Genomic DNA, 24,320 nt, shown 5'->3' on the forward strand with positions numbered 1-24,320 from the left:
TTGACCTAGTCTTTCCCTCACTATGAAGACTCTCCCCATGAGGAAGCTGACGACTCTCGTGGCCACCGGCGTGCTCGCCTCGCTGGTCGGTGCGGGCACGGCGGCAGCACAGACCGACCCCGTCAACACCGCCGGACAGCAGGCCCAGCAGCAGGCCCAGCAGCAGGCCCTGAACTCCGGCCAGCAGGCCCAGCAGCTCGCCGCGCCGCCGCGCGGCAAGGCGGCCGCCACCGCCAACCCCCTGTACAGGACCGGGACGCTCGCGAGCTCCCACTGCTCCCCCGGCAGCCTGCCCAAGGGCAGCACCGCCGCCTACAAGCGGTTCCTCACCAAGGTGACGAACTGCCTGAACGCGTCGTGGTCGAGCCAGTTCCGCAAGGCGAAGCTGTCGTTCAGCAAGCCGCGTCTGCGCATCATCACCCGCAAGCTGCGCACGCCCTGCGGCCCGTGGAGCACCGGCGCCGACGGCGTCTACTGCTCCGTCGACCGCACGATGTACATGCTTGTGACGAAGACGCAGCTGCGTGACCCGTTCGCGCTGGGCATCACCCGCCTCATGGCGCACGAGTACGGGCACCACGTGCAGCAGATCTCCGGCATCTGGAACTACTACTGGCCGGCCCGCGCCCGCGCCTCCAAGGCGGGTCAGCTCCAGCTCTCGCGCCGCTCCGAGCTCCAGGCCGAGTGCTTCTCCTCCGTCTTCATGCGGACGATCGAGGACACGCTCCCGATCGACCCGTCGGAGTGGGACTACACGGTCGACTGGTTCCGCAAGAACGGCGGCAAGGCCTGGCCGCAGAACGACCACGGCAGGGGCTCGTCGCAGGCGTACTGGATGAACCGCGGCTACGGCTCCGCCTCCCCGGGCTCCTGCAACACCTGGGCCGCCTCGTCCCGCGCGGTCGCCTAGTGCCGTGACCGGAAACGATCACCGGGTCGGCGCGCAAGCCGTTCCTGCCGGTTGGATGGGTGCCGATCATCTTCGACAGGCGCTCGGGAGCCCGGTGACGCGACCGGTCAAGGTCCGCACAGCGCTCGGATGTCCATTACAGCTCGCATGAGCGGTCGGTGAGCAGCCCAGTCGGACGACGGGCTGCTCACCGACGTGGTGGTGGACCCGCGTCGCGAGATGCCGAGCATCAAGCCGGGCTGTCGAGAACGTTCATGGAGCTGATCGGTCGTGCCACAGCTTCTCGGTGAGAGCGACGCGCTATGAGGGATCAGGGTTACTCCGCGCACTGGCCGTCGATGCGGTGGGCGAGTGCCGTCGCCCGGAATCGTTACGATCAGCTGGCAGAGGCCCAAGAGGAGCTGCGGCGGGCGTTCGACGAGGACAGAGCCGCCCTTGGGGACGATGTGTACGGGGCGGAGCTGGCCAGGAAACTCCCAGCGATCGAAAAGGGGATATTCGACCTCTTCGGCGCCTTGCTTGATGAGTTGGAACACGAGGGCGACGGCCTGGCCCGAGGCTCGGCTTTCTACGAGGTGGCCGAGCACTCCAGCGAACTGCGTACGTGACCGCCTTGGGTCACCTTTCCCCGCGCCGCGGAACGGCGGTGGGGGATGCGCTTTGACGGATGTGTCGTTCCGGAGGCGTTGCGGCCGTACGTCGACTGGGTCACCGCGATGGCATGGCCCGAGGTCAACCCGCGACGATGCTTCCGGTTGGCCGATGCGTGCGTGGTGGCGGCGCATCGGGTGGTGGCCGACACCGACGCCGCGGACCTGGTTACGGCCAACCTCGTGGGGGAGCGGTGGGACGGCGCGGCGCAGCGGCTGTTCGTCGCACATGTGCGTGACAAGGTGGGCGGCCGGCGAGCCGATCTTGTCAAGCGGCTGATCAACGCGGCACTCGCGTTGAACGGGGTGGGGGTGACCATCCAGCACGCCCAGCGCATGATCACACTCATCGTGATCCTGATGATGACGGTCGTGCCGTTCCTGATCTGGCGGGCGCCATGGGCACTCAGTGCCTTCTTACGGGTAAGCCGCATGAGCGCCTTGCAGATCGCCATGCTCGCATCGAAGCTCGCGGTCCTGTTCGCCTCGATCGGCGGGGCGTTGGAGCTGGTGACAGAGCTTTCGCAGGTCAAGGGCGGGCGGCGGGATGAGATCGACACTCACCAGGTGCTGATCACTGTGCGGGACGGGGCGATCAGCGGGCTCCTTACCGGGCTGCTCCAGGGCGGATTGGGCCGGCTGGCCACGCCGGCGTTACGGGACGGCATCGCTCGGGCAGAGGCCGCGTTCGGCGAGAAGTTGATGGCTCTGCTGACGGGAACGGTGCCCGGCCAGGCCTTGCAGTACGGCGTCGCCGGGTCGGCCGCCGCTGCGATCAGCACCGTGCTGGACGGCCGGCCGCTGGACTGGGACCTGATCCTCAAGAGCGGCACATCCGCGGCCCTTGGCGCCGACGGCCAACACCTGGCCACCCCGCACCTGGCCGCTCGCCATTCCGATGGCGCAGCCGTACGCGGCAGCACGGTGGGGCCGGAAAGTCCTCCCACCGCCCACCACACCGATCTCGCCCAGGCCACGACGCAGACCCACCCGCACGCCTCACCCGACAGCCGGATCGGCACGCCCGGCTCCCCGGTCCGCGAACCGCGAACCGCCACGCCTGACAACGCGATCGGTGATCTCCTTGCGAGAGGCGGCGGGCCACACCCCATGGGTCCGGACGCTCGTAGGGCGCCTTCCACCGACCGTGCTGTCGCCTCACCGGACCCGAAGGCCGCCCCGGGGCACAACAGAATCGAAGCGGCCCTCCTCGGCAGGAAGGGAGCCGTTCACGATGAGCAGGGTGGTCCCGGCCCCGGCCGTCAGGATTCTCATGCAGCCGGCCCGCCCCTCGCCGACAGCCGGCGACCTTCGACGGAACCCGTGCAGGTCGCCGACTTGACGGTGGATCCCAAGGACACCGGTCACGATGTCCAGGGGATCGTTCCCGACACAGCGCCGGACCAACCGGCGGATGCGCCCGTCACGCATACTGCTGAGATTTCCCACCCGCAGGCGGGTCAGCCATTTCCGGATCATCCGAGGACTCCCACGTCCGAGTGGGTGCAGGCCATGATGGACGTGCACGGGGCCGAGGCCCGCAGCCCGCTCGCCTACATGAATCAACGCGCCCAGGCGATCAGCGAGGTCAGTGCGGAGTTGAGCCTGTCGCATCCAAAGGCTCTGAATGCCCTGGAGGTGGCGTACGACGCGGCCAGGGCGAACCATGCGCCGACCATCGTCAGATCCGTCGAGAAAATGATCCCCGATCTGGTGGCGGACGCGGCGGCAGGCCACACGCTCCTCCACCTGGGCCGCGACGGAGAAGCCATGGCCCGCGTGACCGAGAAATTGACCAGGGTATTGGTGGATCCGGCGTTCTTCGAACGCCATTGCACCGTGGCTCTTGTGTCCAGGAAAATGGCGGAAGCAGCAGTACAGGACCTGGAACGGGGGGGCAGGAGCTTTCCGGAGCTGAAGGGTCTGCGGCATATGGCACATGATGTGGACCCCAGTGATGTCCCTGGAGCCGCTCAACTGTTGACCGACTATCTCCGGAGCTGCGGGGTGCCCGTGGGACGTGAGAGTGCCATCACCATTGTCGACAACGGCTTCCGTGGAACCATCCAAGAGATGCTCTCCGCCATGTACGGGCCGGAGACCTCGTTCACGGGACGCTACATGTTCTTCGCCCAGTCCCCGGGGGATCCTCATCCTGGAACGAAGCAGGGTTACGAATTCCATCTGGGCCTCGATCGGAGCAATGGCGGATCCCCGCTCTTCGATCCGCTGCCACCGAGAGAGGTCGGGCTGACGTTTCAGAGCAATTGGGCGCTCTATGCCATCGAGGAAACCATGCAGGGGCCGAGGTCAAGCCCCGCCCGAATTGGCGATGACGGTCACCCGGTGCAGGCTCTCGAACGCGACAACAGGAGTCCTACGCACGGATTGAACCCTGTGCTCATCCCGGAGGCACTTACCGATCCGGCTGTCCGCGAGGCCGTGCTGCGAATCAACCTCATTGCCATTGATCACTGCGTCGACCACGTCATGGAGCTGAGATCGAAAGGCGATGACTGGCAGGGCGAGCTCGACCGGGGCAGGGACAGAATGCTGTCCAACGTGCGCGCCTGGATCGCCCGTGGCCAGCCCGATCCGGAATTCGCGTTCATGACCAACGCCTTCGCGCGCCGAGAATTCGGGGCGCCGATCTTCGAACTCGCGTCGGCGATCGAGGGAGCCGGCATCTCCAGGGAAGAAGAACGGCGAGTGTGGGAGTCCTTCGAAAGGCTGACCCGAGAAGAAAAGGCGCCGTTCGTGGAGGCATTCAAAAGGTCTCACGCACAGGGCGCCGGCGAAGGAGGTTGATGTCGCCGGCCGCCGGAGACGATCACCTGGCTGGCGTGTGGTACGGCCTTGCCGGTTGGAGCCTGCCCGGCCGGGCCATGCCGGCCACCCCCGGGTCACGATCCGCGCGGTCGCATCCTTCGGGGCGCGGCCGCGTCTCGCGTTCCCGGCCTTTTCCCCAGACAGCCCACCAAATCACCATCAACTGGTCTAGTATCCGCGATCGTGCGTATTCCCCTTGTCGCAGCGTCGGTCTGCGTGATCGCGGGCCTGGTCACGCCCGGTACGGCCGGCGCGCAGACCGCGGCGGACCCCGCGGCGGTCTCCACCGCTGCTTCCCCTGCGGCACAGGCCGCCTCCGGCGTTCCCCACGCGGCCGCGGTGCCCCCCGCCGTGCTGGCCAAGAACCAGATCTACCGCTCCGGCACCGCCGCGCCGCTGTCCTGCCCCATCCCGGAGATCCGTGAGGGCAGCTCCGCCTCGCTCAAGGCGTTCCACCGCGCGATGGCCCGCTGCGCGGACCGCTTCTGGGCCATCCGGTTCAAGTCCGCCGGCCTGCGCTACACCTCGCCGAAGGTGACGATCACCACGGGCAGCTCCTCGGTCTGCGGCAGGATCACCAGCAACGGCGCGCAGTACTGCCCCGCCCAGCGCACCGTCGCCATCCGCATCATGAAGCGGGACCTCACCGACCCGTTCAAGATGAACATCGCCCACTCCGTCGCCCACGAGTGGGGCCACCACGTGCAGCAGCTCACCGGCATGCTCGACGAGCAGAATCGCCTCTACTGGCGATCCGGCGGCGGCGCCCGCACCGTGCTCAGCCACCGGCTGGAGATGCAGGCCGAATGCTTCGCCGGCGTCTTCTACAGCGCCGCCCTCGACTCCGTCGACCCCGGCATCACGTGGGACCAGTGGATCGGCGCCGTCCGCGAGGCCCACGAGAGCAAGGTCCACGGCAAGCCGCGCAACCTCGCCTACTGGCAGGACCGCGGCTACTCCAGCGGTTCGGCCGCCTCCTGCAACACCTGGACGGCGTCGTCCGCCCGCGTCTCCTGACGACCCGGTTCCCCTGGGACGGTCTCAGCCGGTCACGCGGGCCAGGACCTCCAGGGGATCGGCCAGCACGTGGGCGAAGGCCAGCTCGGCCGCGCCCACGAGCGTCGCGTCGTCGGCCAGGGCCGAGGTGCGCAGCCGCAGCTTCTCCCGCTGCGGGCCCATCGCGTGCGTCGCGAGCCGGCTGCGCACCTGCGCCGCCGAGCCCAGGTACACCTCCCGCAGCATGCCCCCGAAGATGACCATCTCCGGGTTGAAGATGTTGACCAGGTTGGCGACGCCCAGGCCGAGCCAGTCGCCCACCCGCTTGAGCGCCTCCTGCGCCACGATGTCGCCCCGGTCGGCCGCGTCCACCACGGCCCGCACCGCCTCGCGCCCCTGACGGCCCACGGCCTCCCCGGCCGGCGCCGGCTCGAAACCGCGCCCGGCGGCCTCCAGCAGGGCCCGCTCCCCCACCTCGGCCTCCAGGCAGCCGCGCGAGCCGCAGCCGCACGGCCGGCCGCCCGGGTTGACCACCATGTGGCCGACCTCGCCGCCGTAGCCGTCGTGACCGCCCAGCAGGTGGCCGCCCGTGATGATGCCGCCGCCGATGCCGACGTCCCCGTGCAGGTAGATGAGGTCGCGCACGGCGACGGCCACGCCGCGGCTGTGCTCGGCCAGCGCCGCCAGGTTGGCGTCGTTGCCGACACTCACCGGCAGCCCCAGGCCCAGCCGGCGGCCCAGCTCCTCACCGAACGGCACCGCCTCGGCCCCCAGGTTCGGGCCGAACATGATCACCCCGTCGTCCCTGCGCACGCCTCCGGACACGGCCGCCGCGGCGCCGACGCACACGGTGTCCGCGCGGGTCTTGCGCCGCATCTGCCGCGCGAACCCCGCCAGCGCCCCGGCCAGCTCGTCCAGGTCGAACGGCCCGCGGCGCCGCGACGTCTCCCGGCGGTCCAGGATCGCGCCGCCCAGCCCGACCCGGGCCGCCGCCAGCCGGTCCGGGCCCACGTCGAAGGCCAACACGTACACCCGCGACGACTCCGGCCGCACCACCAGCGAGGGGCGGCCCGCGCGCCCGGTCTCGCGCGGCAGCTCCTCGCGCACCAGGCCGGCGGCCGTGAGATCGGAGGTCAGAGCCATGATGGTGCTGCGGTTCAGCCCCATCTTGGCGGTCAGCTCGGCCCGCGAGGTGGGCCCCCCGAGGTGGACATGGCGCAGCAGGGCGCCGAGGTTGTGACGCCTGATGTCCTCCTGTGAGGGGCCCGCACGCATCGTCTGAGCATCCTTGAACGACGGAAAGTCGCTGATCACCTTAGACCAGCGGCGGCCGCCCGCTTGCGCGCCACGGCATCCACCCCCGCCGCCAGCAGCAGGACGAAGCCGGTGACCAGGTACTTGACGCTGGAGCCGTACTGCATGAGGGCCATGCCGTTGTCGATGACCGCGATGACCGCGCCGCCCAGCACCGCGTCCAGCACCCGGCCCTTGCCCCCGAACAGGCTCGTGCCGCCGATCACCGCCGCGCCCACCGCGTACAGCAGCACGGAGCTGCCACCCGTGTTCGGGTCGACGGAGCTGGCCCGGGAGGCGGCCACGATGCCGCCGACGGCCGCCATGGACGAGCAGATCACGAACGCGCTCACCCTGATCCGGTCGACCGCGATGCCCGCCCGGCGCGCCGCCTCGGCGTTGCCGCCGACCGCGTACACGTGCCGGCCGAACGCGGTGCGCCGCAGCACGAACGTCCACAGCACCAGCAGCGCGAGGATGACCGGCACCACGATCGGCACGCCCTTGAGCGAGGCGAACGCCGGGTTGAAGCTGCGCTCCACGTTCAGGGCGTACACGGCCAGGCCGGCGAGGACGGCCAGGGCGCCGACCCGGGCGGCGATGAGCGACGGCGGATCGGCCACCAGGCCGCGCGCGGCCCGCTTGCGCGCCCGCAGCACCTGCAACCCGGCGTAGGCGAGGACGCAGGCCGCGTACAGCGCCCAGCCCAGCGCGGGCGGCAGGTTGCGCTGGGCGACGGCCTTGATGACGGGGTCGTTGATGGAGATGTTCGTGCCCTCGTTGACCAGGACCAGCACGAGCCCCTGGAAGGCGAGGAAGGCGGCCAGCGTCACCACGAACGACGGGATGCCGACCTTGGCGACGAGCGTGCCGAGCACGGTGCCGATGAGCGTGCCGGTGACGATCGCGGCGAGCACGCCGACGTACCAGGGCAGCCCCATGTTGGTCAGCGTGACCGCGAGGACGGCCGCGCAGACGCCGCTGCTGAACCCGGCCGACAGGTCGATCTCGCCGATGAGCAGCACGAAGACCAGGCCCATGGCGATCACGGTGATCGCCGCGCCCTGGGTGAAGAGGTTGGCGAAGTTGATGGCGCTGAGGAACGCGGGCCGGGCCAGGGCGAAGGCCGTGCACAGCACCACCAGCCCGAGGACGGCGGGCAGCGCGCCCATGTCACCGGCGCGCACCCTCTCGGTGTAGGCGCGGGCGCTGTGGCCGATCGACGGCGAACGCACCGCCGCCACCACCGCCTCGCCGGGAAGCTCCTTGACCTTGCTCATCAGATGACCCCGTTCCTGAGGCCGAGATCTCCGCTGCGGCCCGAAGTGATCAGTTCGACGACCTGGGCGTGCGTCACGTCGGCGGTCCTGACCTGGGCGGCCATCCTGCCGAGGTAGAGCGCCGCGATCCGGTCGGAGACGGCGAAGACGTCGTTCATGTTGTGCGAGATGAGGACGACGGCCAGGCCGTTGTCGGCGAGCCGGCGCACCAGCTCCAGCACCTGCGCGGTCTGGGCGACGCCCAGCGCGGCGGTCGGCTCGTCGAGGATGACGACCTTGCTGTCCCACAGCACGGCCTTGGCGATGGCGACGGTCTGGCGCTGGCCGCCGGACAGGCTGGAGACCTGCTGGCGGATGGACTTGACCGTGCGGACGGACAGGCCGCTCAGGGTCTGCTCGGCGAGCTCCTCCATGGTGTCCTCGTCCAGCACGATGCCCCGGCGGCGCTCCCGGCCGAGGAACATGTTCTGGACGATGTCCAGGTTGTCGCAGAGCGCCAGGTCCTGGTAGACGATCTCGATGCCGAGCTCGCCGGCGTCGCGCGGGCCGTTCACCTGGACGGGACGCCCCTCGAAGAGCAGCTCGCCGTTGTCGATGGGGTGGATGCCGCCGATGCACTTGACCAGCGTCGACTTGCCGGCGCCGTTGTCGCCGACGAGGGCGGTCACCTCGCCGGCGTAGGCGGAGAACGTCACGTCGTGCAGGACCTTCACGGGGCCGAAGCTCTTGTCGATCCCGCGCGCTTCGAGCAGGGGGGTCATGGGTCTCCCTCGGGCAGGGGCGCGGCCGGGCGGCGCCGGCCGCGCCCCGGATGAGCTTCGTTACTGGATTCCTGCCTCGGTGCACTTGGCGGCGAAGTCACCCGTGCACAGCTCCTCCTTGGTGACGTAGCCGTCGGCGACCACGTCCTTGACCGTGTCGAACGTGATGGCCACCGGCTCCATCAGCTCGGCCGGCACGTCCTGGCCGGATTCGGGGTCCTTGACGCTGCCGCTCGCCGCCGGCTTCTCGCCCTTGGCCAGCGCGACCGCGAGCTTGGAGGCGGCGTCGGCCTCCTTCTTGACGGCCTTGTAGACGGTCATGCACTGGTCGCCCACGAGGATGTTCTGCAGGCCCTGGACGGTGGCGTCCTGGCCGGTCACCGGCACCTTGCCGTTGAGCTTGTTCTTCTTCAGCACGGTGATGGCGGCGTTGCCGAGGCCGTCGTTGGCGGCGAGCACGCCGGCGATCTTCGGCTGCGTGGTGAGCATCTGCTCGAAGAGCGTGCCGGCCTGGGTGTTGTCCCAGTCGGGGACGGACTGCTCCGGGCCCTTGACGTACTCGCCGGAGTCGAACTTGGGCTTGAGCACGCCGTCGTAGCCGGCCTTGAACAGGGTGGCGTTGTTGTCGGTCGGCGAGCCGTTGAGGTAGGCCACGATCGGCTTGTCGGCCTTCTTCTCGGCCAGGCACTTGCTCAGGCCCTCGCCCTGGAGCTGGCCGACCTTGGTGTTGTCGAAGCTGACGTAGTAGGCGGCGCCTCCGCCCAGGGTGAGCCGGTCGTAGTCGATGGTGACCACGCCCTGCGAGCGGGCCTTGTCGATCACCGTCTTGCCGGTGCCGCTGTCCAGGTTGACGATCATCAGCACGGTGGCGCCGTTGGTCATCATCTGGTCGGCGATGGTCTGGAAGGCGGTCTTGTCGTTCTGGGCGTTCTGGATGTCGTACTGCACCCCGGCGGCCTTGAACGCCTCCTCCAGGTACTTGCGGTCCGCCGTCTCCCAGCGGGCCGAGGACTTGCTGTCGGGCAGGATCACGCCGATCTTCCCGATCTTCTGCTGTGGTGATGCCTGTGCCGAGGCGTCGGTCGTGCTCTGACCGCCGTCGCCCCCGCAGGCGGTGAGACCGAGGGCGAGCGCGGCGGCCGCGGCGGTCGTACTGAGGATCCCCTTGCGCATGTGCAGGGTCCTTTCTTCCGGAGGGGCCCGGATGAATGTTGTTTGCGGCAACGTATTCCGCCGTAGCCTGCTTTGGAAGACCCCCAGAAGGGGCAGTTTGTTGTTCCCGGTAACAATCCAGAAACGTCCCCTCAACACGGACGACCGTGCCGGCCACCGCCGTTCACGCAGGCACAGTACGCAAGCGCTTTCCTCGATCGGCGGCCAGGGAGCGAGGCTCTGGGCGATCAGTACGGCGGCCGACGTGGCCCCACGGCCAGGACCGCGGTCCGGACCTCGCCGCCGTCGAGGCGTTCCCCCGGCTTCAGGGTCGAGGCGCCGCGGGTGCGGGAAGGCGCGGCCGTTCGCGGGCGAGAAGCGCACTGAGGGCGGCGGCGAGGAGGGGAAGGCCGGCGACGACGACCACGATCGCCGGCCAGGGGGTCTCGAACGGCACCCGTGCCGGGTCGTCCCACGTGGTGGGCGCCGTCAGGGGCCACAGCAGCAACATCCCGGCGGGACATCCGGCGATCGCGCCAAGGACCGTTCCGCACAGGGCGCTCAGGCCCGCGCGGAAGGCGCAGAACCACCGGAAGGCCGTGGCCGATCCGTTGCCGGCCCGCCTCATGACCCGGGCCTGGCGCGCGTTCGCGGCCTCACCGAGGCCGGCGGCCAGCGCACCTGCGAGGGCGACGAGGAATGCCGCCGCGACGATGGGCAGCCATCCGGTCGAAGCCTCAAAGCCCCGCTCGACGTAGGTCTTCGCGACCGCGTCGTCCAGCCGGTCGTCGAGGCGCTCCTGCTCCTCCGCCGTGACCCGGCGGAGAGAGGGGTCGACGATCAGCTCGTCCGGTCGGAGCTGGTAGCCGAGGTCCCGGACGATCTTCGAGGGCACGAAGATCGTCTCCATGTGCGGGTCGGCGGTCCTGGCGAGGACCGCCCGGACAGTCCTGCTCGTCGTCGTCTCGTCGTTCTCGTTGATCTCGTAGGAGAGCACCACCGAGTCGACCTTCACGTCGGCTGACGTGATCACCACGGCCGTGCCTTCGTCGTACGGCGTCGACTGGTTGCCCGTGAGGTACCGCAGCAGCTTCTCGTCACCGATGACCTGATCCCCGTAGACGGCCTCCTCGGGTATCTCGACGTTCTCCGCCCTCGCGTCGAAGTACCAGGAGAGGGCCGAGGGGCGCTCGCTCTGGGCGATCGGCACCCCGGGTAACTCCCGCTCGATCGCCGCTCGCACGGTGCCCGCATCGGCCGCCGAGAAAGGCTGCGCGAACAAGGGGCTCGACCGCACCAACAAGGTGCCCGGCCGGGCCTGGGGAGCGTATGCGGCCCTGCTCTGCGTCGCTACGCGACCGCGATGACCGTCAGCACGATGCCGACGGCGCTCGCCACCATCGCCAGCGTGATCGCGAGCACCACGCGAACACGACGACGAGCCAGGTCGCGGACCGCCAGGCGCAAGGGCAGCGGCAGCCGTTCGGCATACGGACCGGAGAGCCGCAGCAGCCACGAAGGCAGCGGGCCGAGACCGGTCACGAGCAGACCCGCGCCGATGAAGGCGATCACCAGCAGTTCCAGGTACTCGATGATGCCGTAGCGCGAATCCTCACGCCCCAGCCACGCGCCGAGCCCCAGCAACAAGACCCCGGCGAGCGACACGGACAGTCCCCCGACGACAAATCCCCGCCCCATGAACTTGTGGCGGCTGGGCGAGGCGGAGAGCATCGCGGCCGTGATGGCCCCGGCCGCGGGACCGCCCGCGAGAAGAAATATGAACGCGACCAGGAAGGCATACCGCACAAGATCGAAAGGCATGGCGGAATCGTAGTGAGCCGCAACGGCGGCGTATACGCACTGTCAACGCCCTCAGATCGGCCGCCTGTCGCTCCCGGAGCCACCTGTCGTTCACGCGGACACTTCCTCGGTCGGCGGTCAGGAAACGAGGCTCTGGGCGATCAGTACGGCGGCGGACGTGGCGGCTACCGCCAGGACCGCGGTCCGGACCTTGCCGCCGTCGAGGTAGCGCCGCAGCGGCCCCGACACCGCGAAGCCCACCGCCATCGGCACCAGCAGCGCGGCGCCCGTCACCAGGGCCCGCGCCGGCAACCGGTCCACCGCCGCCAGGATGACCAGGGACTGACCGGCGCTCAGGAAGAAGAACATGGCCAGGGTCGCGCGGATCTGCGGCCCCTTGGCGTGCTGGTAGACCAGCGCGATCGGCGGGCCGCCGATGCCGGTGGCGGTGCCGGTGACGCCCGAGACGAACCCCGCCCCCGCGATCGTCGCGCCGTTGCGCGGCACGGCCGGCGCGCTCGCCGTCAGGCCGACCGCCACCAGCACCATGACCCCCACGAGGACGCCCAGCGCGTGGACGGACACCTGGACCACGATCACCGCGCCGACCACGCTGCCCGGCAGCCTGCCCAGGACGGCGAAGCCGAGGCCACGCCAGTCCACCCTCCGCCACTCGGCGGCCAGGGTCAGCAGCGGCAGCGTCATGTTCGCCACCTGCATCGCCCCGGGCATCACGCCGGGGTCGAGCATGGTCAGCACGGGCGCGGCCACCAGCCCGAGGCCGAAGCCCACACTGCCCTGGACGACCGCGCCCACAAAGACCGCCAAACCACCAACAATGAGGACTAATACCGCAGGAGTCATGGGCGAGAGTCAATCATCTTTACTCTCTGTTGCCGATGATGATGCGAGAGTAACCGCGGATGTGTATGGTCCTGACAGACGCCGACGTAGCCTCCGGAGTATGCCGATGAAACCCAAAGCCACGACGATCCGCGTCAGCGTCACCACGAGAGACCGCATCGCAGCACTCGCCAGAAAGGCAGGTGAACCCATGACCGCGATCATCGACCAGGCCATCACGGAGATGGAGAAGAAACAGCGCTGGCAGACCGTCGCGGAGCAGATCGAGCGCACCCAGAAGGAGGACCCCCAAGCCTGGGCCGACTATCTGGCCGAAAGCCGGCTGGTCCAAGGCCCCCTGCCACGCTCCCCCCGCATCGCACCCGAGTGGGAGGGGCTCATCACGTTTCCCGAGGAGAGAGATGAGGGTCATCCAGGGCGAGATCTGGCTCGCTGAGCTGGGCGAACCCACCGGCCGCGAGCAGGGTCACCATCGCCCTGTGCTCGTCGTCAGCAATGACGACTTCAACGCCGCCATCGCCGTGAAGATCGTCGTTCCGCTGACCACGACCGAGCGCGGCTGGGACAACCACATCCCCGTCGGCTGCGAGGGCACCGGCCTGGACAAACCCAGTTGGGCCATGGCCGAGCAGGTTCGCAGTGTCTCGCCCCTGCGCTTCACCAGGAGGGTCGGCATCGTGTCCGACGACGTCGTCCAGGAGATCACGAGCTGGGTCACGGACATGCTGTAGACGGCCGCCACCCGGCGAAGCGGAATTTCGCCGGGTGGCAGCCTCCCATCCTGCCAGAGGCAGGGCCGCCCCGGGGGAATCGCACGCCTTCGCCAGGTGTCACTCGGCCGGCCCCGGGAGGCCGGCCGAGTCGCGGGAGGCCAGCCGCCGTTCCAGCCCGTCCAGGATCAGCGCGAGCCCGCCCTCGAAGGCCTCGTCCCCCTGGGGGTCGCCGATCCGCTCCAGGGCCGCCATCAGCCGCGGGTACGCCCGCGCGAACGCCTCCCGGTCCGGTGGCCCCTCCGCGTCGTCCCGCGCCCGGTCGGCCTGCTCCTCCAGCACGAAGCCCGCGACGTACCCGCTGACCGCGGACAGCCCGAGCATCGCCTCCTCCGCCGTGAACCCGGCCGACTCCAGCGCCGCCACGGCCCGCTCCACCTCTGCGAACAGCTCGGCCGACGGCCGCGTCCCCGCGGCCAGCCGGGCCCCGTCGCGGCGGGCGTTGAGCATCGCGCGGTCGTTGCGGGCGCGGGCGGCGACCCACGCGCGCCACCGCGCCGGGTCGGTGAACACCGGCGGCGCGGGCCGCTCACGCATCATCTGCGCCGCCATGGCGTCCAGCAGGTCCTGCTTGCTCCCGAAGTGCCAGTAGAGGGCGGGCGCCTGCACCCCCAGCTCCCCGGCCAGCCGCCGCAGCGTGAGCTTGTCGAGCCCGCCCTCGTCCAGCAGTCGCAGCGCGGTCGCGACGATGGTGCCCTTCTCCAGTGCCACGGTTGACAGCTTAACGCCGTTCAACGATCCTTAACGTTGTTAGATTTAACGTCGTTAAGGAGGATCGGGATGATCCGCGTGGAGGGCTTACGCAAGCGCTACGGGGACCGGGAAGCGCTCACGGGCATCGACCTGCGCGTCGAGAAGGGCACGGTCTGCGGCCTGCTCGGGCCGAACGGCGCGGGCAAGACCACGGCCGTGCGCATCCTCACCACGCTGCTGCGGCCCGACGGCGGCCGGGCCGAGGTGGACGGGCTCGACGTGGTGCGCGACGCGGCGCGCCTGCGCTTCCGCATCGGCCTGGCCGGTCAGCACGCCGCCGCGGACGAGCTGCTCACCGGCCGGCGCAACCTGGAGATGTTCGGCCGGCTCTACCACCTGTCCCGGGCGGAGGCGAGGCGCCGGGCCGGCGAGCTGCTGGAGCGGTTCGGGCTCGCGGACGCGGCACGGCGGCCGGTCAAGGAGTACTCCGGGGGCATGCGGCGGCGGCTCGACCTGGCCGCGAGCCTGATCGTGTCACCGCCGGTGCTGTTCATGGACGAGCCCACCACCGGACTCGACCCGCGCAGCCGGATGCAGCTGTGGGAGCTGCTGCGCGAGCTGGTCAAGGAGCGCACCACGCTCCTGCTGACCACGCAGTACCTGGACGAGGCCGACCAGCTGGCGGACCAGGTCGTGGTGCTCAGGGAAGGCGCCGTGGCCGCCGCAGGCTCGCCTGAGGAACTGAAGCGGACGATCGGCGGCGACCGGGTACAGATCGTCTTCCGGGAGCCGGGTGACGTCGACACGGGGCTGCGGCTGCTCCGGAGCACCGGGACGCCGGAGGTCGAGAGCGCCGAGGGGCGGCAGGTGACCGTTCCCGCGGCCGACGGCGCGCAGTCGCTCATCCGCATCGCCGGCGCGCTGGACGCGGCCGGCATCCCCGTGGAGGACCTGGCGCTGCGGCGGCCCACGCTCGACGAGGTCTTCCTCCGCCTGACGGCCTGAAAGGAGCCCATCGATGTACGAGACCTTGCGCTGGACCCTGCTCGACTCCCTCACCATCGCGGGCCGCACCTACTCGCGGCTGAAGGCCCAGCCGGGCGAGATCGTCGGCTTCCTGGTGTTCCCCGTGATCATGACCGTGCTGTTCGGCTACGTCTTCGGCAGCGCGATCGTGCTGCCGGGCGGGGGCGACTATCGCAACTACCTCATGCCCGGCATCTTCATGCAGGTCATGGCCATGACCGCGACCTCGGCCGCCACCACCGTGGGCGAGGACATGGCACGCGGCATCATCGACAGATTCCGTGCCCAGCCCATCGCCCGCAGCGCCGTGCTCGTCGGGCGCAGCGTCGCCGACCTGTCGATGCACCTGCTGTCGCTGGCCGCCATGGTGCTGGCCGGAGTGCTGATCGCCGGGTGGCGGGCACACGGGAGCCTCGGAGACACGGTGGCGGCGTTCGGGCTGCTGGCGTTGTTCGGGTTCGCGATGATCTGGGTGGGCACGTACATCGGCTTGTGGATCAAGAGCGGCGCGCAGGCGGACGCGGCCACGTTCGGCTGGCTGTTCCCGATGACGTTCCTGGCCAACACGTTCGTCCCCACCGAGGGGCTGCCGGTCTGGCTCAAGCCCGTCGCCGACTGGAACCCCATGAGCGCCGTCGTCGCCGCCACCCGCGGCCTCTTCGGCAACCCCACCTCGGTCTCCTCGGCCTGGCCGCTCCGACATCCGGTGAGCGCGAGCCTGATCTGGTCGGTGGGGATCCTCGTGGTGTTCCTGCCGCTGGCCGTGCACCGTTACCGGACCATGGACCGGTGAAACGCGAGGACGCCGCCCCCGCCGTGCGGGGACGGCGTCCTCGGTGGCGCTACTTGGCCAGCAGCGAGCGCAGCACGTACTGCATGATGCCGCCGTGCCGGTAGTAGTCGGCCTCGCCCGGCGTGTCGATGCGGACCACCGCGTCGAACTCGACGTCACCGGCCTTGACGTGCACGGTCCGCGGGATGCCGCCCTTGTTGAGCTCCTCCACCCCGGTGATGTCGAACGTCTCCTCGCCCGTCAACCCCAGCGACTCGGCCGTGGCGCCCTCGGGGAACTGCAGCGGGAGCACCCCCATGCCGATGAGGTTGGAGCGGTGGATGCGCTCGTACGACTCGGCGATGACGGCGCGGACGCCGAGCAGCGCCGTGCCCTTGGCCGCCCAGTCGCGCGAGGAGCCCGAGCCGTACTCCTTGCCGGCCAGCACCACGAGCGGTGTGCCGGCGGCGGCGTAGTTGACGGAGGCGTCGTAGATGAACGACACCGGGGCGTCGGCCTGGGTGAAGTCGCGGGTGTAGCCGCCCTCGGTGCCCGGCGCGATCTGGTTGCGCAGGCGGATGTTGGCGAACGTGCCGCGGATCATCACCTCGTGGTTGCCGCGCCGCGAGCCGTACGAGTTGAAGTCCTTGACCTCGACCCCGTTGGCCTGGAGGTACTGCGCGGCCGGGGTGCCGACCTTGATCGAGCCGGCCGGCGAGATGTGGTCGGTGGTGACCGAGTCGCCCACCTTGACCAGCACCCGGGCGCCGGCGATGTCGGTGACGGGCTCGGGCTTCTCCGGCATGCCGTCGAAGTACGGGGCCTTGCGGACGTACGTGGACGACGGGTCCCACTCGAACGTGTTACCCGTGGGGATCGGCAGCGACCGCCAGTGGTCGTCGCCCTTGAACACGTCGGCGTAGTCGCGCTCGAACATGTCGCGGCCGATCGAGGAGTGGACGACAGCCGAGATCTCCTCCGGCGACGGCCAGATGTCGCGCAGGAACACCGGCTGCCCGTCGGCGCCCGTGCCGAGCGGCTCGTTGTCGAGGTCGATGTCCATGGTGCCGGCCAGCGCGTACGCCACGACGAGCGGCGGCGAGGCCAGGTAGTTCATCTTGACGTCGGGGTTGATGCGGCCCTCGAAGTTGCGGTTGCCGGACAGCACGGCGGTGACCGCGAGGTCGTTGGCCTGGACCGCCTCGGAGATCTCCTCGGGCAGCGGGCCCGAGTTGCCGATGCAGGTGGTGCAGCCGTAGCCGACGAGGTTGAAACCGATCTTGTCGAGGTACGGCTGGAGGCCCGAGCGCTCGAAGTAGCCGGTGACGACCTGCGAGCCGGGCGCCAGGGAGGTCTTGACCCACGGCTTGCGGGTCAGGCCCTTCTCCACCGCGTTGCGGGCCAGCAGGGCGGCGCCGAGCATGACGAACGGGTTGGAGGTGTTGGTGCACGAGGTGATCGCGGCGATGGCGACGATGCCGTGGTCGATCTCGAACGAGGTGCCGTCGGCCAGGGTCACCGGCACCTTCTTGTGCGGGCGCGAGCCGTTGAGCTGGGCGGCGTGCGGCTGGTCGCCGTCGCTGTCGTGGCTGATCGCCGGCGAGTCCGAGGCGGGGAACGACTCGTCGGACGCCTCGTCCGCGGGGCCGAGCACGCTCGGCGCGTAGTCCTTGACGGCCGCGCGCCAGGCGCTCTTCGCCTCGGACAGCGCGATGCGGTCCTGCGGGCGCTTCGGGCCGGCGATCGATGGGACGACCGTGCCGAGGTCGAGCTCCAGGTACTCGGAGAAGACCGGCTCGTCGGCGGCCGGGTCCAGCCACAGGCCCTGCGCCTTGGCGTACGCCTCGACGAGGGCGATCTGCTCCTCGGAGCGGCCGGTGAGGCGCAGGTAGTCGACGGTCTGGCCGTCGATCGGGAAGATCGCGCAGGTGGAGCCGAACTCGGGGCTCATGTTGCCGATCGTGGCCCGGTCGGCCAGCGGCACGGACGAGACGCCCTCGCCGTAGAACTCGACGAACTTGCCGACCACGCCGTGCTTGCGCAGCATCTCGGTGATGGTCAGCACCAGGTCGGTGGCGGTGGCGCCGGCGGGCAGCTTGCCGCTCAGCTTGAAGCCGACCACGCGCGGGATCAGCATGGAGATCGGCTGGCCGAGCATCGCGGCCTCGGCCTCGATGCCGCCGACGCCCCAGCCGAGGACGCCGATGCCGTTCTCCATCGTGGTGTGGGAGTCGGTGCCGACGCAGGTGTCGGGGTACGCCTTGCCGTCGCGGGTCATGACCACGCGGGCCAGGTGCTCGATGTTGACCTGGTGCACGATGCCGGTGCCGGGCGGGACGACCTTGAACTCGTCGAAGGCGGTCTGGCCCCAGCGCAGGAACTGGTAGCGCTCGCGGTTGCGCTCGTACTCCCGCTCGACGTTGCGCCGGAAGGCGTCGGGGTGACCGAAGTAGTCGACGATGACCGAGTGGTCGATGACCATCTCGGCGGGGGCCAGCGGGTTGATGCGGGCCGCGTCGCCGCCGAGGTCGCGCACGGCCTCGCGCATGGTGGCCAGGTCGACGACGCAGGGCACGCCGGTGAAGTCCTGCATGATGACGCGGCCGGGGGTGAACTGGATCTCGACGCTGGGCGCCGCGCTCGGGTCCCACTCGCCGAGCGCCCGGATGTGGTCGGCGGTGATGTTGGCGCCGTCCTCGGTGCGGAGCAGGTTCTCCAGCAGGATCTTCAGGCTGTACGGGAGGCGGGCAGCGCCCTCGACGGCGTCCAGCCGGAAAATCTCATACGACGCGTCGCCGACGCGTAGCGTGTCACGGCTGCCGAAGCTGTTCGCGGACACGGTGATTCGCCTCCTCCATAGACCATTGCGTGATCGTGGGGACGCTCGCGGCTGCCTGCCCGCGGCATTCCGCGCGCTATGCCGGATTCGCTCCCAGTTGAATCCTGCCGCACCCCGGGACTGATCAGCACGTTAGGTGACCCTAACCGGCGGTTGCAGCGGTGTCTCGACGTCAAGATATCGCGAAAAGTATCTCGACATCAAGTTAAACGGAGAGAGTGGGGGCCCGGGAGAGGAGTTCGGCCAGGTGACACGGGGACTCCGGACGGGCCGCACAGGACTCCGGAGGGCTACACGGGGGCGAGGCGGAGGAACAGCAGGGCGATGATGGCGACCGACAGCAAGGGCGCGAGGATCTTCTGCTCGAACTTCTTGCCGGTCTTGATGCCGATCTTCCACGGCAGCAAGAACTTCACCGACATCGGCCAGAGCACCGGGCAGCCGCGCTCGGTCATGCAGTCGCCCACCACGTGGATCAGACAGCCGAGGGCCACGGCCATGCCGAGCCAGGCGTACCCGACCCCCTGGGAGAGGAAGACGGCGTACAGGCCGGCGGTGAGACCGATGTTGACCACCGCCGAGCCGAGCTTGTTGCCGGGAATGCCGATGCCGATGGCGCGTAAGGCGAGCCCGATGAGCAGCACCACCATGATGTCGCGCCCGATCGGGTAGGCGCCGGCCAGCCAGTGCGCCCCGAACCCGAGCGCGACCGCGAACACCAGCGAGTGCGTGGCGCCCCGGTGCCCGCCGCTCGCCCAGCAGACCGCCTTGCTCAGCAGCCACGTCACGGGCCCGAACGTCTGCGCGATCGTCGCGCTGGGATGGTCGAGGTCGGGCAGCATCGCGGCGCCCGCGCAGACGAGCGCGCCGGCGATGAGCTCCGCCGGGGTCAGCGCGTTGGCCATGATCCCGGTCTCGATGAACCGGGACGACTCCGTCACCATCGGCAGCGCCGCGAGCCCCGGCGCCAGCCCCAACCATGCGATGGCCCCCGTCATCGCGTGCGTGTGCCCCATCATGATCCGGACTGTACGGCAAAGCGGCGACAGGTGAGCGTGCCGTACGGGAACGGTCCCGTACCCGGCCCGCATGCGTCCGAGAACCGTCCGGAAACGCAGACGAGGTCGTCTCCACGGCGACAGCACCCCCCAGCCCTGCCGACGCGGAACGACCTCGTCTGCACTGAACAACGACCCCGTTCCGGATCCTGTTCCCGAATTCCGCGACTTTTTCGTGATCTGTCTCACTCCCCCGGGAGCGTTGCAGACGACATACTTCCGATATATCGTTGAAGCATCGCGAACAGTCGCGAGGTATCTCAGAGGAGGAAATATCATGACCACAGCACATGCAGCCGGCGGGCAGTGGCCCGACGCGCGTGAGTTCAAGCGGGCCGCCCGTGAGGCCATCAGAGCGCTCAGGGCCACGGCAGGAGCCTGGGAGGAGGCGGGACACCGCCGTCACCACGATCACCACCACCCGCACGAGGAGAGGCCGCGCGCCCGGCGTCCGTTCCCGCCCGAGTTCGGCCGGGGCCCCTGGGGTCAGGGCGGCCCGTTCGGCCCCGGGGGGCCGTTCGGTCCTGGCGGGCCGTTCGGCCACCGCGGCTGGGGCGGCCGGGGCCGCAAGGCCAAGCGGGGCGACGTGCGCGCCGCGATCCTGGCCCTGCTCTCCGAGGAGCCGCGCAACGGCTACCAGATCATCCAGGAGATCGCCGAGCGCAGCGAGGGCGGCTGGAAGCCCAGCCCCGGCGCCGTCTACCCGGCGCTCCAGCAGCTCACCGACGAGGGCCTGGTCGTCGCCGAGGAGAACGAGGGCCGCAAGACCTTCCGCCTCACCGACGAGGGCCGCGCGTACATCGACGCCCACGGCGACGAGATCCGCACCCCGTGGGACGAGATGCGCCCCGACATCGACGACAACGCGGCCGATCTGTGGGACATCGCCCGGCAGTCCGCTTTCGCGATGGTTCAAGTTCTCCAGACCGGAACCGACGCACAGATCCGCGAAGCGCGTAAGACTCTGGTAGAGACCCGGCGCAAGCTCTACCAGATCCTGGCCGACGGCGACCCGGGCGAGGAGTGACCGCATGACCGGCTTCGCAACGGACAGCCGGCTCGGAGAGAGGGAGGCCCCTGCCATGGACCCCAAGGATCTCCGCATCGGCGACGCCGAACGCGAGCAGACGATGGCCGCCCTGCGCGAGCACTTCGCGCAGGGCCGCCTGGACCACGAGGAGCTCGACGAGCGCCTCGACCGGGCGCTGGCCGCGCGCACCGCCGGCGACCTGGCGCAGGTCACGGCCGACCTGCCCGGCTCCCCCGCCGTCCACCCCGGCCCGCCCGCGACACCGATCCCGGGCATGGACGACTGGAAGGCGGCGATGCACGCCCACCGGCAGCAGATGGAGCAGGGGCGCCACGCCCACCGCGACATGCGCCGCGCCTACCGCGACATGCGCCACCAGGGCCGCCGCCACGGCCCGAAACCGTTCCTGCCGGTGCTCGCGGTGTTCCTCATCCTGGGCATGATCTTCGGCGGGTGGGGCGTGTTCAAGGTGCTGTTCGTGGTCTGGATCGTCGGCATGGTCTTCTCCCTGATCCACCGCCACAGCAACCGCCAGTGACCCGCTCCGGCGGTGGTCGCGTGAATGCGCCGATCAGGTCGGGCTGACCGGGAAGTCGGCCGGGCGGCTCCCCGGGGCGGGACCGCGGCGCACCGCGCCCCCGTGGAAGCCGCCGCCCACCCGATCAGCCGATGGTTCGTGTCTCAACGATGCGGATCGTACGAACCGCGGGCAGGTCCAGCATCTCCGACAGCCGGGATCCGGGATAGCCGTAGGTGAGCATGCCGTAGACACGCCCTTCCCGCGCTGCCTCTCGCAACCGGTCGATGTCCAGGTCCAATTGCGCGAGACCGATCCCGTCCAGCCGGCGAAGCTCGGACACCCACCGGCGATACAGCTCCAAGCCGGACTTCTGCTCACACTCGGAGGGGCGATAGACCGCGCACGACCGCCAGAAGACCGGCTTCGTCATCCCCTTGTCCACGCCGGACAGGAACAGATACATGCCATCGCCTTTCGTGGCGAGGAGTCCGGGGAACGTCGTGTCGAGTTGCCGCTCGTCCAATGGCCGGGCCAGCTCGATGATCGCCGTCGCGAACACGTTGTCGGGCAGACTCGCCAGCTCGCTGCGGCCCCGCCTCTTCGCGTCGTCGTCCGCCCCTCCTCCACCCCGAAACTCCTGAAGCATGCCGGTCATCTTCGTGCGTGGGAGCGGCTCGACGCGGAGAATCCGCAGGGCATTCATACTGATCGAGCCGTGGAGGAAGCCGGCGTTCGGGGAACCGTACTCATCGGCTGTGAAGGCCAGGTCAGTGGACAGGATGCCGATCTCGGCACCGGAGTCGCCCATCCAATGTTCCGGATGCGCCATCTGGACCGCTCCGCTGTACACCTCGGCGAAATGCTCAGGATCGTCGGCGAGAAAATGCACGCCCTCGACCAGCACAATGACCACTGCGGCTATGGAGGCGATATGGCGAACCGGTCGTAACGGCATGGCCAACCCCTTGTACGTGAAGTGACAGGACGCAGACCGTCAACCGTACAGTTGCCCGTCGCCAGCCCATGAGGAGCTTGCGAAGAAGCACCGGATTCTCGGCCTGCTGAACGTAGGCGTGAATCCTTGACATCACGAGCCCTCTGGCCCGGTTGCGGAGTCAGCCGAGGGCGCGGTCCAGGTTGAAGGCGGCGCTGATCAGGGCCAGGTGGGTGAAGGCCTGGGGGAAGTTGCCCTGCTGCTCGCCGTTCTGCCCGATCTCTTCCGCGTACAGGCCCACGTGGTTGGCGTAGGTGAGCATTTTCTCGAAAGCCAGCCGCGCCTCCTCCACGCGGCCCGCCCGTACGAGTGCCTCGACGTACCAGAACGAGCAGATCGAGAACGTGCCCTCCTCCCCGCGCAGGCCGTCGGGGCTGGCCTCCGGGTCGTAGCGATAGACGAGGGAGTCCGACACCAGGTCGGCGGTAAGCGCGTCGAGGGTGGACAGCCACTTCGGGTCCGTGGGCGAGATGAACTTGACCATCGGCATCATCAGGACGGCGGCGTCCAGGACGTCGTCGTCCTCGTGCTGCACGAACGCGCCCCGCGTGGACGACCAGCCGCGCCGCATCAGCTCCCGGTAGATCACGTCGCGGGTGTCGCGCCAGCGCGGGATGTCGGCGGGCAGGCCGCGGCGCCGGGCCATCCGCATGGCGCGCTCGATCGCCACCCAGCACATCAGCCGCGAGTACAGGAAGTTCTTGCGGCCGCCACGTGTCTCCCAGACGCCCTCGTCCGGCTGGTTCCAGTGGGCGCAGACCCAGTCCACCAGGGCGCAGACGTCGTCCCAGTGGTCGCTGGAGATCGGCTGGCCCCACTTGTCGTAGAGGTAGACCGAGTCGATGAGCGCGCCGTAGATGTCGAGCTGGAGCTGGTCGGCGGCGGCGTTGCCGACCCGGACGGGGGCCGAGCCCTGGTGTCCCTCCAGGTGGGTCAGCTCGCGTTCGGGCAGGTCGGTGCGGCCGTCGATGCCGTACATGATCTGGAGGGGCCCGGACGGGCCGTCCTCGTGGCGGCAGACGCGTCGGGTGAGGAAGTTCATGAACGCCTCGGCCTCGCCGGTGAAGCCCAGCCGCAGCAGCGCGTAGACGGCGAAGGCGGCGTCGCGTACCCACAGGTAGCGGTAGTCCCAGTTGCGCTCGCCGCCGAGCTGCTCGGGCAGGCTGGTCGTGGGCGCGGCGACGATCGCCCCCGTGGGCGCGTACGTGAGGAGCTTGAGGGTGAGCGCCGAGCGGTGCACCATCTCGCGCCAGCGGCCGCGGTAGCGCGAGGCGGACAGCCAGCGCCGCCAGAACCGTACCGTGGCGTTGAACTCGTCCTCCGCCTCCTCGTGCGGGCACCCGCGCGGCGACACGTCGGCGCGGACCCGGTCCAGCGCGAACACCGCGGACTCCCCCTCCTTCAGCGTGAAGTCGGCGTGCGCGTCGCGTTGGTCGCACTCGACGGGAACCGTGGCGGTCAGCGCGAGCGACAGGTCGGCGGAGGAGAAGACGACGAGGCCGTCGCGCCGGGTCACCTCGTGCGGCTCGGCGCCGTAGCCGAACCGGGGCGCCACCCTCGCCCGGAAAGGGATCTGCCCGCGTACGCAGAGGACGCGGCGGATCAGCCGGTGCCGGTCGGCTTCCACGTCGTCGCCGGTCACCGGCATGAAATCCTGGATCTCGCCCACCCCGTCCCCGGTGAAGAAGCGGGTGATCAGCACGTTGGTGTCGGGGAAGTAGAACTGCTTGGTCCGCGCGGGCACGGTGGCGCACAGCTCGAACGCGCCGCCCCGGTCCGCGTCCAGGATGGAGGCGAAGACGCTGGGCGAGTCGAAGGACGGGCAGCAGTACCAGTCGATGGTGCCGTCGGTGCCGACCAGGGCGACGGTACGCAGGTCGCCGATCAGGCCGTGCTCGGCGATGGGCAGGTAGCGGGAGGCCCTGGACGGGCCCTGGTGATCGAATGTCACGGCCATCGTGGCGGCCTCCCCGGACGTCGGCTGTCCCCCTGTCCATGGTGCTACGCCGCCCGTCACGGGCCGTCACCGGCTGCCGGGATTCCGTCCTTGGCGATCGCGGGGGAAGCCAGGCGGCCTTCCACG

At 69.7% G+C, this 24,320-nt stretch carries 22 protein-coding genes; 10 read left to right on the forward strand and 12 right to left on the reverse strand.

Annotated elements, in window-relative coordinates; translation table 11 throughout:
• The first annotated feature begins 37 nt into the window (after positions 1-37).
• From AB0H64_RS12035 to AB0H64_RS12050, 4 genes are all read left to right on the forward strand, one after another.
• Entirely contained in the window at positions 38-910 is an 873-nt protein-coding gene (locus AB0H64_RS12035; RefSeq protein ID WP_357623081.1) for a neutral zinc metallopeptidase, read from the forward strand.
• A 302-nt stretch (positions 911-1,212) separates the two neighbouring features.
• Entirely contained in the window at positions 1,213-1,518 is a 306-nt protein-coding gene (locus AB0H64_RS12040; protein WP_357623083.1) for a hypothetical protein, read from the forward strand.
• Positions 1,519-1,563: 45 nt separating this feature from the next.
• A complete protein-coding gene (locus AB0H64_RS12045) occupies positions 1,564-4,368 on the forward strand; it encodes a hypothetical protein (RefSeq protein WP_357623084.1) in 2,805 nt (934 codons plus the stop codon).
• Between the two features lie 204 nt (positions 4,369-4,572).
• Entirely contained in the window at positions 4,573-5,406 is an 834-nt protein-coding gene (locus AB0H64_RS12050) for a neutral zinc metallopeptidase (protein WP_357623086.1), read from the forward strand.
• A gap of 24 nt (positions 5,407-5,430) precedes the next feature.
• On the opposite strand, the gene AB0H64_RS12055 is transcribed toward AB0H64_RS12050, so the two are convergent.
• The 7 genes from AB0H64_RS12055 to AB0H64_RS12085 form a co-directional block, all read right to left on the reverse strand.
• Positions 5,431-6,660, reverse strand: coding sequence for an ROK family transcriptional regulator (locus tag AB0H64_RS12055; RefSeq protein ID WP_357623087.1), 1,230 nt, complete (start codon positions 6,658-6,660; stop codon positions 5,431-5,433).
• A gap of 35 nt (positions 6,661-6,695) precedes the next feature.
• Positions 6,696-7,958 carry an ABC transporter permease gene (locus AB0H64_RS12060; protein WP_357623089.1) on the reverse strand — a complete coding sequence of 421 codons (1,263 nt, stop codon included), beginning with the start codon at positions 7,956-7,958 and terminating at the stop codon, positions 6,696-6,698.
• Complete coding sequence (locus AB0H64_RS12065) at positions 7,958-8,719, reverse strand: ATP-binding cassette domain-containing protein (RefSeq protein WP_357623090.1); 762 nt, start codon at positions 8,717-8,719, stop codon at positions 7,958-7,960. Before AB0H64_RS12065 ends, AB0H64_RS12060 begins: the two co-directional genes overlap by 1 nt.
• Positions 8,720-8,779: 60 nt before the next feature.
• The gene (locus AB0H64_RS12070; RefSeq protein WP_357623092.1) at positions 8,780-9,892 is read right to left on the reverse strand and encodes a substrate-binding domain-containing protein; all 1,113 of its coding nucleotides are present in this window, start codon (positions 9,890-9,892) and stop codon (positions 8,780-8,782) included.
• Positions 9,893-10,196: 304 nt separating this feature from the next.
• Positions 10,197-11,153, reverse strand: a complete 957-nt coding sequence (locus AB0H64_RS12075; RefSeq protein WP_357623094.1) for a hypothetical protein — start codon at positions 11,151-11,153, stop codon at positions 10,197-10,199.
• Between the two features lie 68 nt (positions 11,154-11,221).
• Complete coding sequence (locus AB0H64_RS12080) at positions 11,222-11,692, reverse strand: hypothetical protein (protein ID WP_357623096.1); 471 nt, start codon at positions 11,690-11,692, stop codon at positions 11,222-11,224.
• A gap of 117 nt (positions 11,693-11,809) precedes the next feature.
• A complete protein-coding gene (locus AB0H64_RS12085; RefSeq protein ID WP_357623098.1) occupies positions 11,810-12,499 on the reverse strand; it encodes a sulfite exporter TauE/SafE family protein in 690 nt (229 codons plus the stop codon).
• Positions 12,500-12,635: 136 nt separating this feature from the next.
• Here AB0H64_RS12085 and AB0H64_RS12090 point away from each other — a divergent pair, with 136 nt between their 5' ends.
• Positions 12,636-12,971 carry a hypothetical protein gene (locus AB0H64_RS12090; protein WP_357623100.1) on the forward strand — a complete coding sequence of 112 codons (336 nt, stop codon included), beginning with the start codon at positions 12,636-12,638 and terminating at the stop codon, positions 12,969-12,971.
• Positions 12,937-13,266: a type II toxin-antitoxin system PemK/MazF family toxin gene (locus AB0H64_RS12095; protein ID WP_357623101.1), complete on the forward strand. Its 330-nt coding sequence runs from the start codon at positions 12,937-12,939 to the stop codon at positions 13,264-13,266. Before AB0H64_RS12090 ends, AB0H64_RS12095 begins: the two co-directional genes overlap by 35 nt.
• 99 nt (positions 13,267-13,365) lie before the next feature.
• On the opposite strand, the gene AB0H64_RS12100 is transcribed toward AB0H64_RS12095, so the two are convergent.
• The gene (locus tag AB0H64_RS12100) at positions 13,366-14,016 is read right to left on the reverse strand and encodes a TetR/AcrR family transcriptional regulator C-terminal domain-containing protein (protein WP_357623103.1); all 651 of its coding nucleotides are present in this window, start codon (positions 14,014-14,016) and stop codon (positions 13,366-13,368) included.
• 69 nt (positions 14,017-14,085) lie between these two features.
• Between AB0H64_RS12100 and AB0H64_RS12105 the strand changes: the two genes are divergently transcribed.
• Both AB0H64_RS12105 and AB0H64_RS12110 read left to right on the forward strand, forming a co-directional pair.
• Complete coding sequence (locus AB0H64_RS12105; RefSeq protein ID WP_357623105.1) at positions 14,086-15,003, forward strand: ATP-binding cassette domain-containing protein; 918 nt, start codon at positions 14,086-14,088, stop codon at positions 15,001-15,003.
• Between the two features lie 13 nt (positions 15,004-15,016).
• Entirely contained in the window at positions 15,017-15,817 is an 801-nt protein-coding gene (locus AB0H64_RS12110; RefSeq protein WP_357623107.1) for an ABC transporter permease, read from the forward strand.
• Between the two features lie 49 nt (positions 15,818-15,866).
• On the opposite strand, the gene acnA is transcribed toward AB0H64_RS12110, so the two are convergent.
• Together acnA and AB0H64_RS12120 are read right to left on the reverse strand one after the other, a co-directional pair.
• On the reverse strand, positions 15,867-18,635 hold the full coding sequence (gene acnA / locus AB0H64_RS12115) for an aconitate hydratase AcnA (RefSeq protein WP_357623109.1): 2,769 nt from the start codon (positions 18,633-18,635) through the stop codon (positions 15,867-15,869).
• 290 nt (positions 18,636-18,925) lie between these two features.
• The gene (locus AB0H64_RS12120; RefSeq protein ID WP_357623110.1) at positions 18,926-19,654 is read right to left on the reverse strand and encodes a metal-dependent hydrolase; all 729 of its coding nucleotides are present in this window, start codon (positions 19,652-19,654) and stop codon (positions 18,926-18,928) included.
• A gap of 316 nt (positions 19,655-19,970) precedes the next feature.
• Between AB0H64_RS12120 and AB0H64_RS12125 the strand changes: the two genes are divergently transcribed.
• Entirely contained in the window at positions 19,971-20,720 is a 750-nt protein-coding gene (locus AB0H64_RS12125; RefSeq protein ID WP_357623111.1) for a PadR family transcriptional regulator, read from the forward strand.
• Between the two features lie 4 nt (positions 20,721-20,724).
• Positions 20,725-21,261 carry a DUF1707 domain-containing protein gene (locus tag AB0H64_RS12130; RefSeq protein WP_357623113.1) on the forward strand — a complete coding sequence of 179 codons (537 nt, stop codon included), beginning with the start codon at positions 20,725-20,727 and terminating at the stop codon, positions 21,259-21,261.
• A gap of 124 nt (positions 21,262-21,385) precedes the next feature.
• Here the strand turns inward: AB0H64_RS12130 and AB0H64_RS12135 are convergent, their stop codons facing one another.
• Both AB0H64_RS12135 and AB0H64_RS12140 read right to left on the reverse strand, forming a co-directional pair.
• Entirely contained in the window at positions 21,386-22,198 is an 813-nt protein-coding gene (locus tag AB0H64_RS12135) for a hypothetical protein (RefSeq protein WP_357623114.1), read from the reverse strand.
• 160 nt (positions 22,199-22,358) lie between these two features.
• Positions 22,359-24,194: a glycoside hydrolase family 15 protein gene (locus AB0H64_RS12140; RefSeq protein WP_357623115.1), complete on the reverse strand. Its 1,836-nt coding sequence runs from the start codon at positions 24,192-24,194 to the stop codon at positions 22,359-22,361.
• Between the last annotated feature and the right edge of the window lie 126 nt (positions 24,195-24,320).

The organism is Nonomuraea sp. NPDC050733 (assembly GCF_040654215.1).
Lineage (GTDB): Bacteria > Actinomycetota > Actinomycetes > Streptosporangiales > Streptosporangiaceae > Nonomuraea.

What these genes read in the sequence shown, in the direction of transcription:
- AB0H64_RS12035 (WP_357623081.1), top strand. Translation starts at nt 38, where the DNA reads ATGAGGAAGCTGACGACTCTCGTGGCCACCGGCGTGCTCGCCTCGCTG.
- AB0H64_RS12040 (WP_357623083.1), top strand. Translation starts at nt 1,213, where the DNA reads ATGAGGGATCAGGGTTACTCCGCGCACTGGCCGTCGATGCGGTGGGCG.
- AB0H64_RS12045 (WP_357623084.1), top strand. Translation starts at nt 1,564, where the DNA reads ATGCGCTTTGACGGATGTGTCGTTCCGGAGGCGTTGCGGCCGTACGTC.
- AB0H64_RS12055 (WP_357623087.1), bottom strand. Translation starts at nt 6,660, where the DNA reads ATGCGTGCGGGCCCCTCACAGGAGGACATCAGGCGTCACAACCTCGGC.
- AB0H64_RS12060 (WP_357623089.1), bottom strand. Translation starts at nt 7,958, where the DNA reads ATGAGCAAGGTCAAGGAGCTTCCCGGCGAGGCGGTGGTGGCGGCGGTG.
- AB0H64_RS12065 (WP_357623090.1), bottom strand. Translation starts at nt 8,719, where the DNA reads ATGACCCCCCTGCTCGAAGCGCGCGGGATCGACAAGAGCTTCGGCCCC.
- AB0H64_RS12070 (WP_357623092.1), bottom strand. Translation starts at nt 9,892, where the DNA reads ATGCGCAAGGGGATCCTCAGTACGACCGCCGCGGCCGCCGCGCTCGCC.
- AB0H64_RS12080 (WP_357623096.1), bottom strand. Translation starts at nt 11,692, where the DNA reads ATGCCTTTCGATCTTGTGCGGTATGCCTTCCTGGTCGCGTTCATATTT.
- AB0H64_RS12090 (WP_357623100.1), top strand. Translation starts at nt 12,636, where the DNA reads ATGCCGATGAAACCCAAAGCCACGACGATCCGCGTCAGCGTCACCACG.
- AB0H64_RS12095 (WP_357623101.1), top strand. Translation starts at nt 12,937, where the DNA reads ATGAGGGTCATCCAGGGCGAGATCTGGCTCGCTGAGCTGGGCGAACCC.
- AB0H64_RS12105 (WP_357623105.1), top strand. Translation starts at nt 14,086, where the DNA reads ATGATCCGCGTGGAGGGCTTACGCAAGCGCTACGGGGACCGGGAAGCG.
- AB0H64_RS12110 (WP_357623107.1), top strand. Translation starts at nt 15,017, where the DNA reads ATGTACGAGACCTTGCGCTGGACCCTGCTCGACTCCCTCACCATCGCG.
- AB0H64_RS12120 (WP_357623110.1), bottom strand. Translation starts at nt 19,654, where the DNA reads ATGATGGGGCACACGCACGCGATGACGGGGGCCATCGCATGGTTGGGG.
- AB0H64_RS12125 (WP_357623111.1), top strand. Translation starts at nt 19,971, where the DNA reads ATGACCACAGCACATGCAGCCGGCGGGCAGTGGCCCGACGCGCGTGAG.
- AB0H64_RS12130 (WP_357623113.1), top strand. Translation starts at nt 20,725, where the DNA reads ATGACCGGCTTCGCAACGGACAGCCGGCTCGGAGAGAGGGAGGCCCCT.
- AB0H64_RS12135 (WP_357623114.1), bottom strand. Translation starts at nt 22,198, where the DNA reads ATGCCGTTACGACCGGTTCGCCATATCGCCTCCATAGCCGCAGTGGTC.
- AB0H64_RS12140 (WP_357623115.1), bottom strand. Translation starts at nt 24,194, where the DNA reads ATGGCCGTGACATTCGATCACCAGGGCCCGTCCAGGGCCTCCCGCTAC.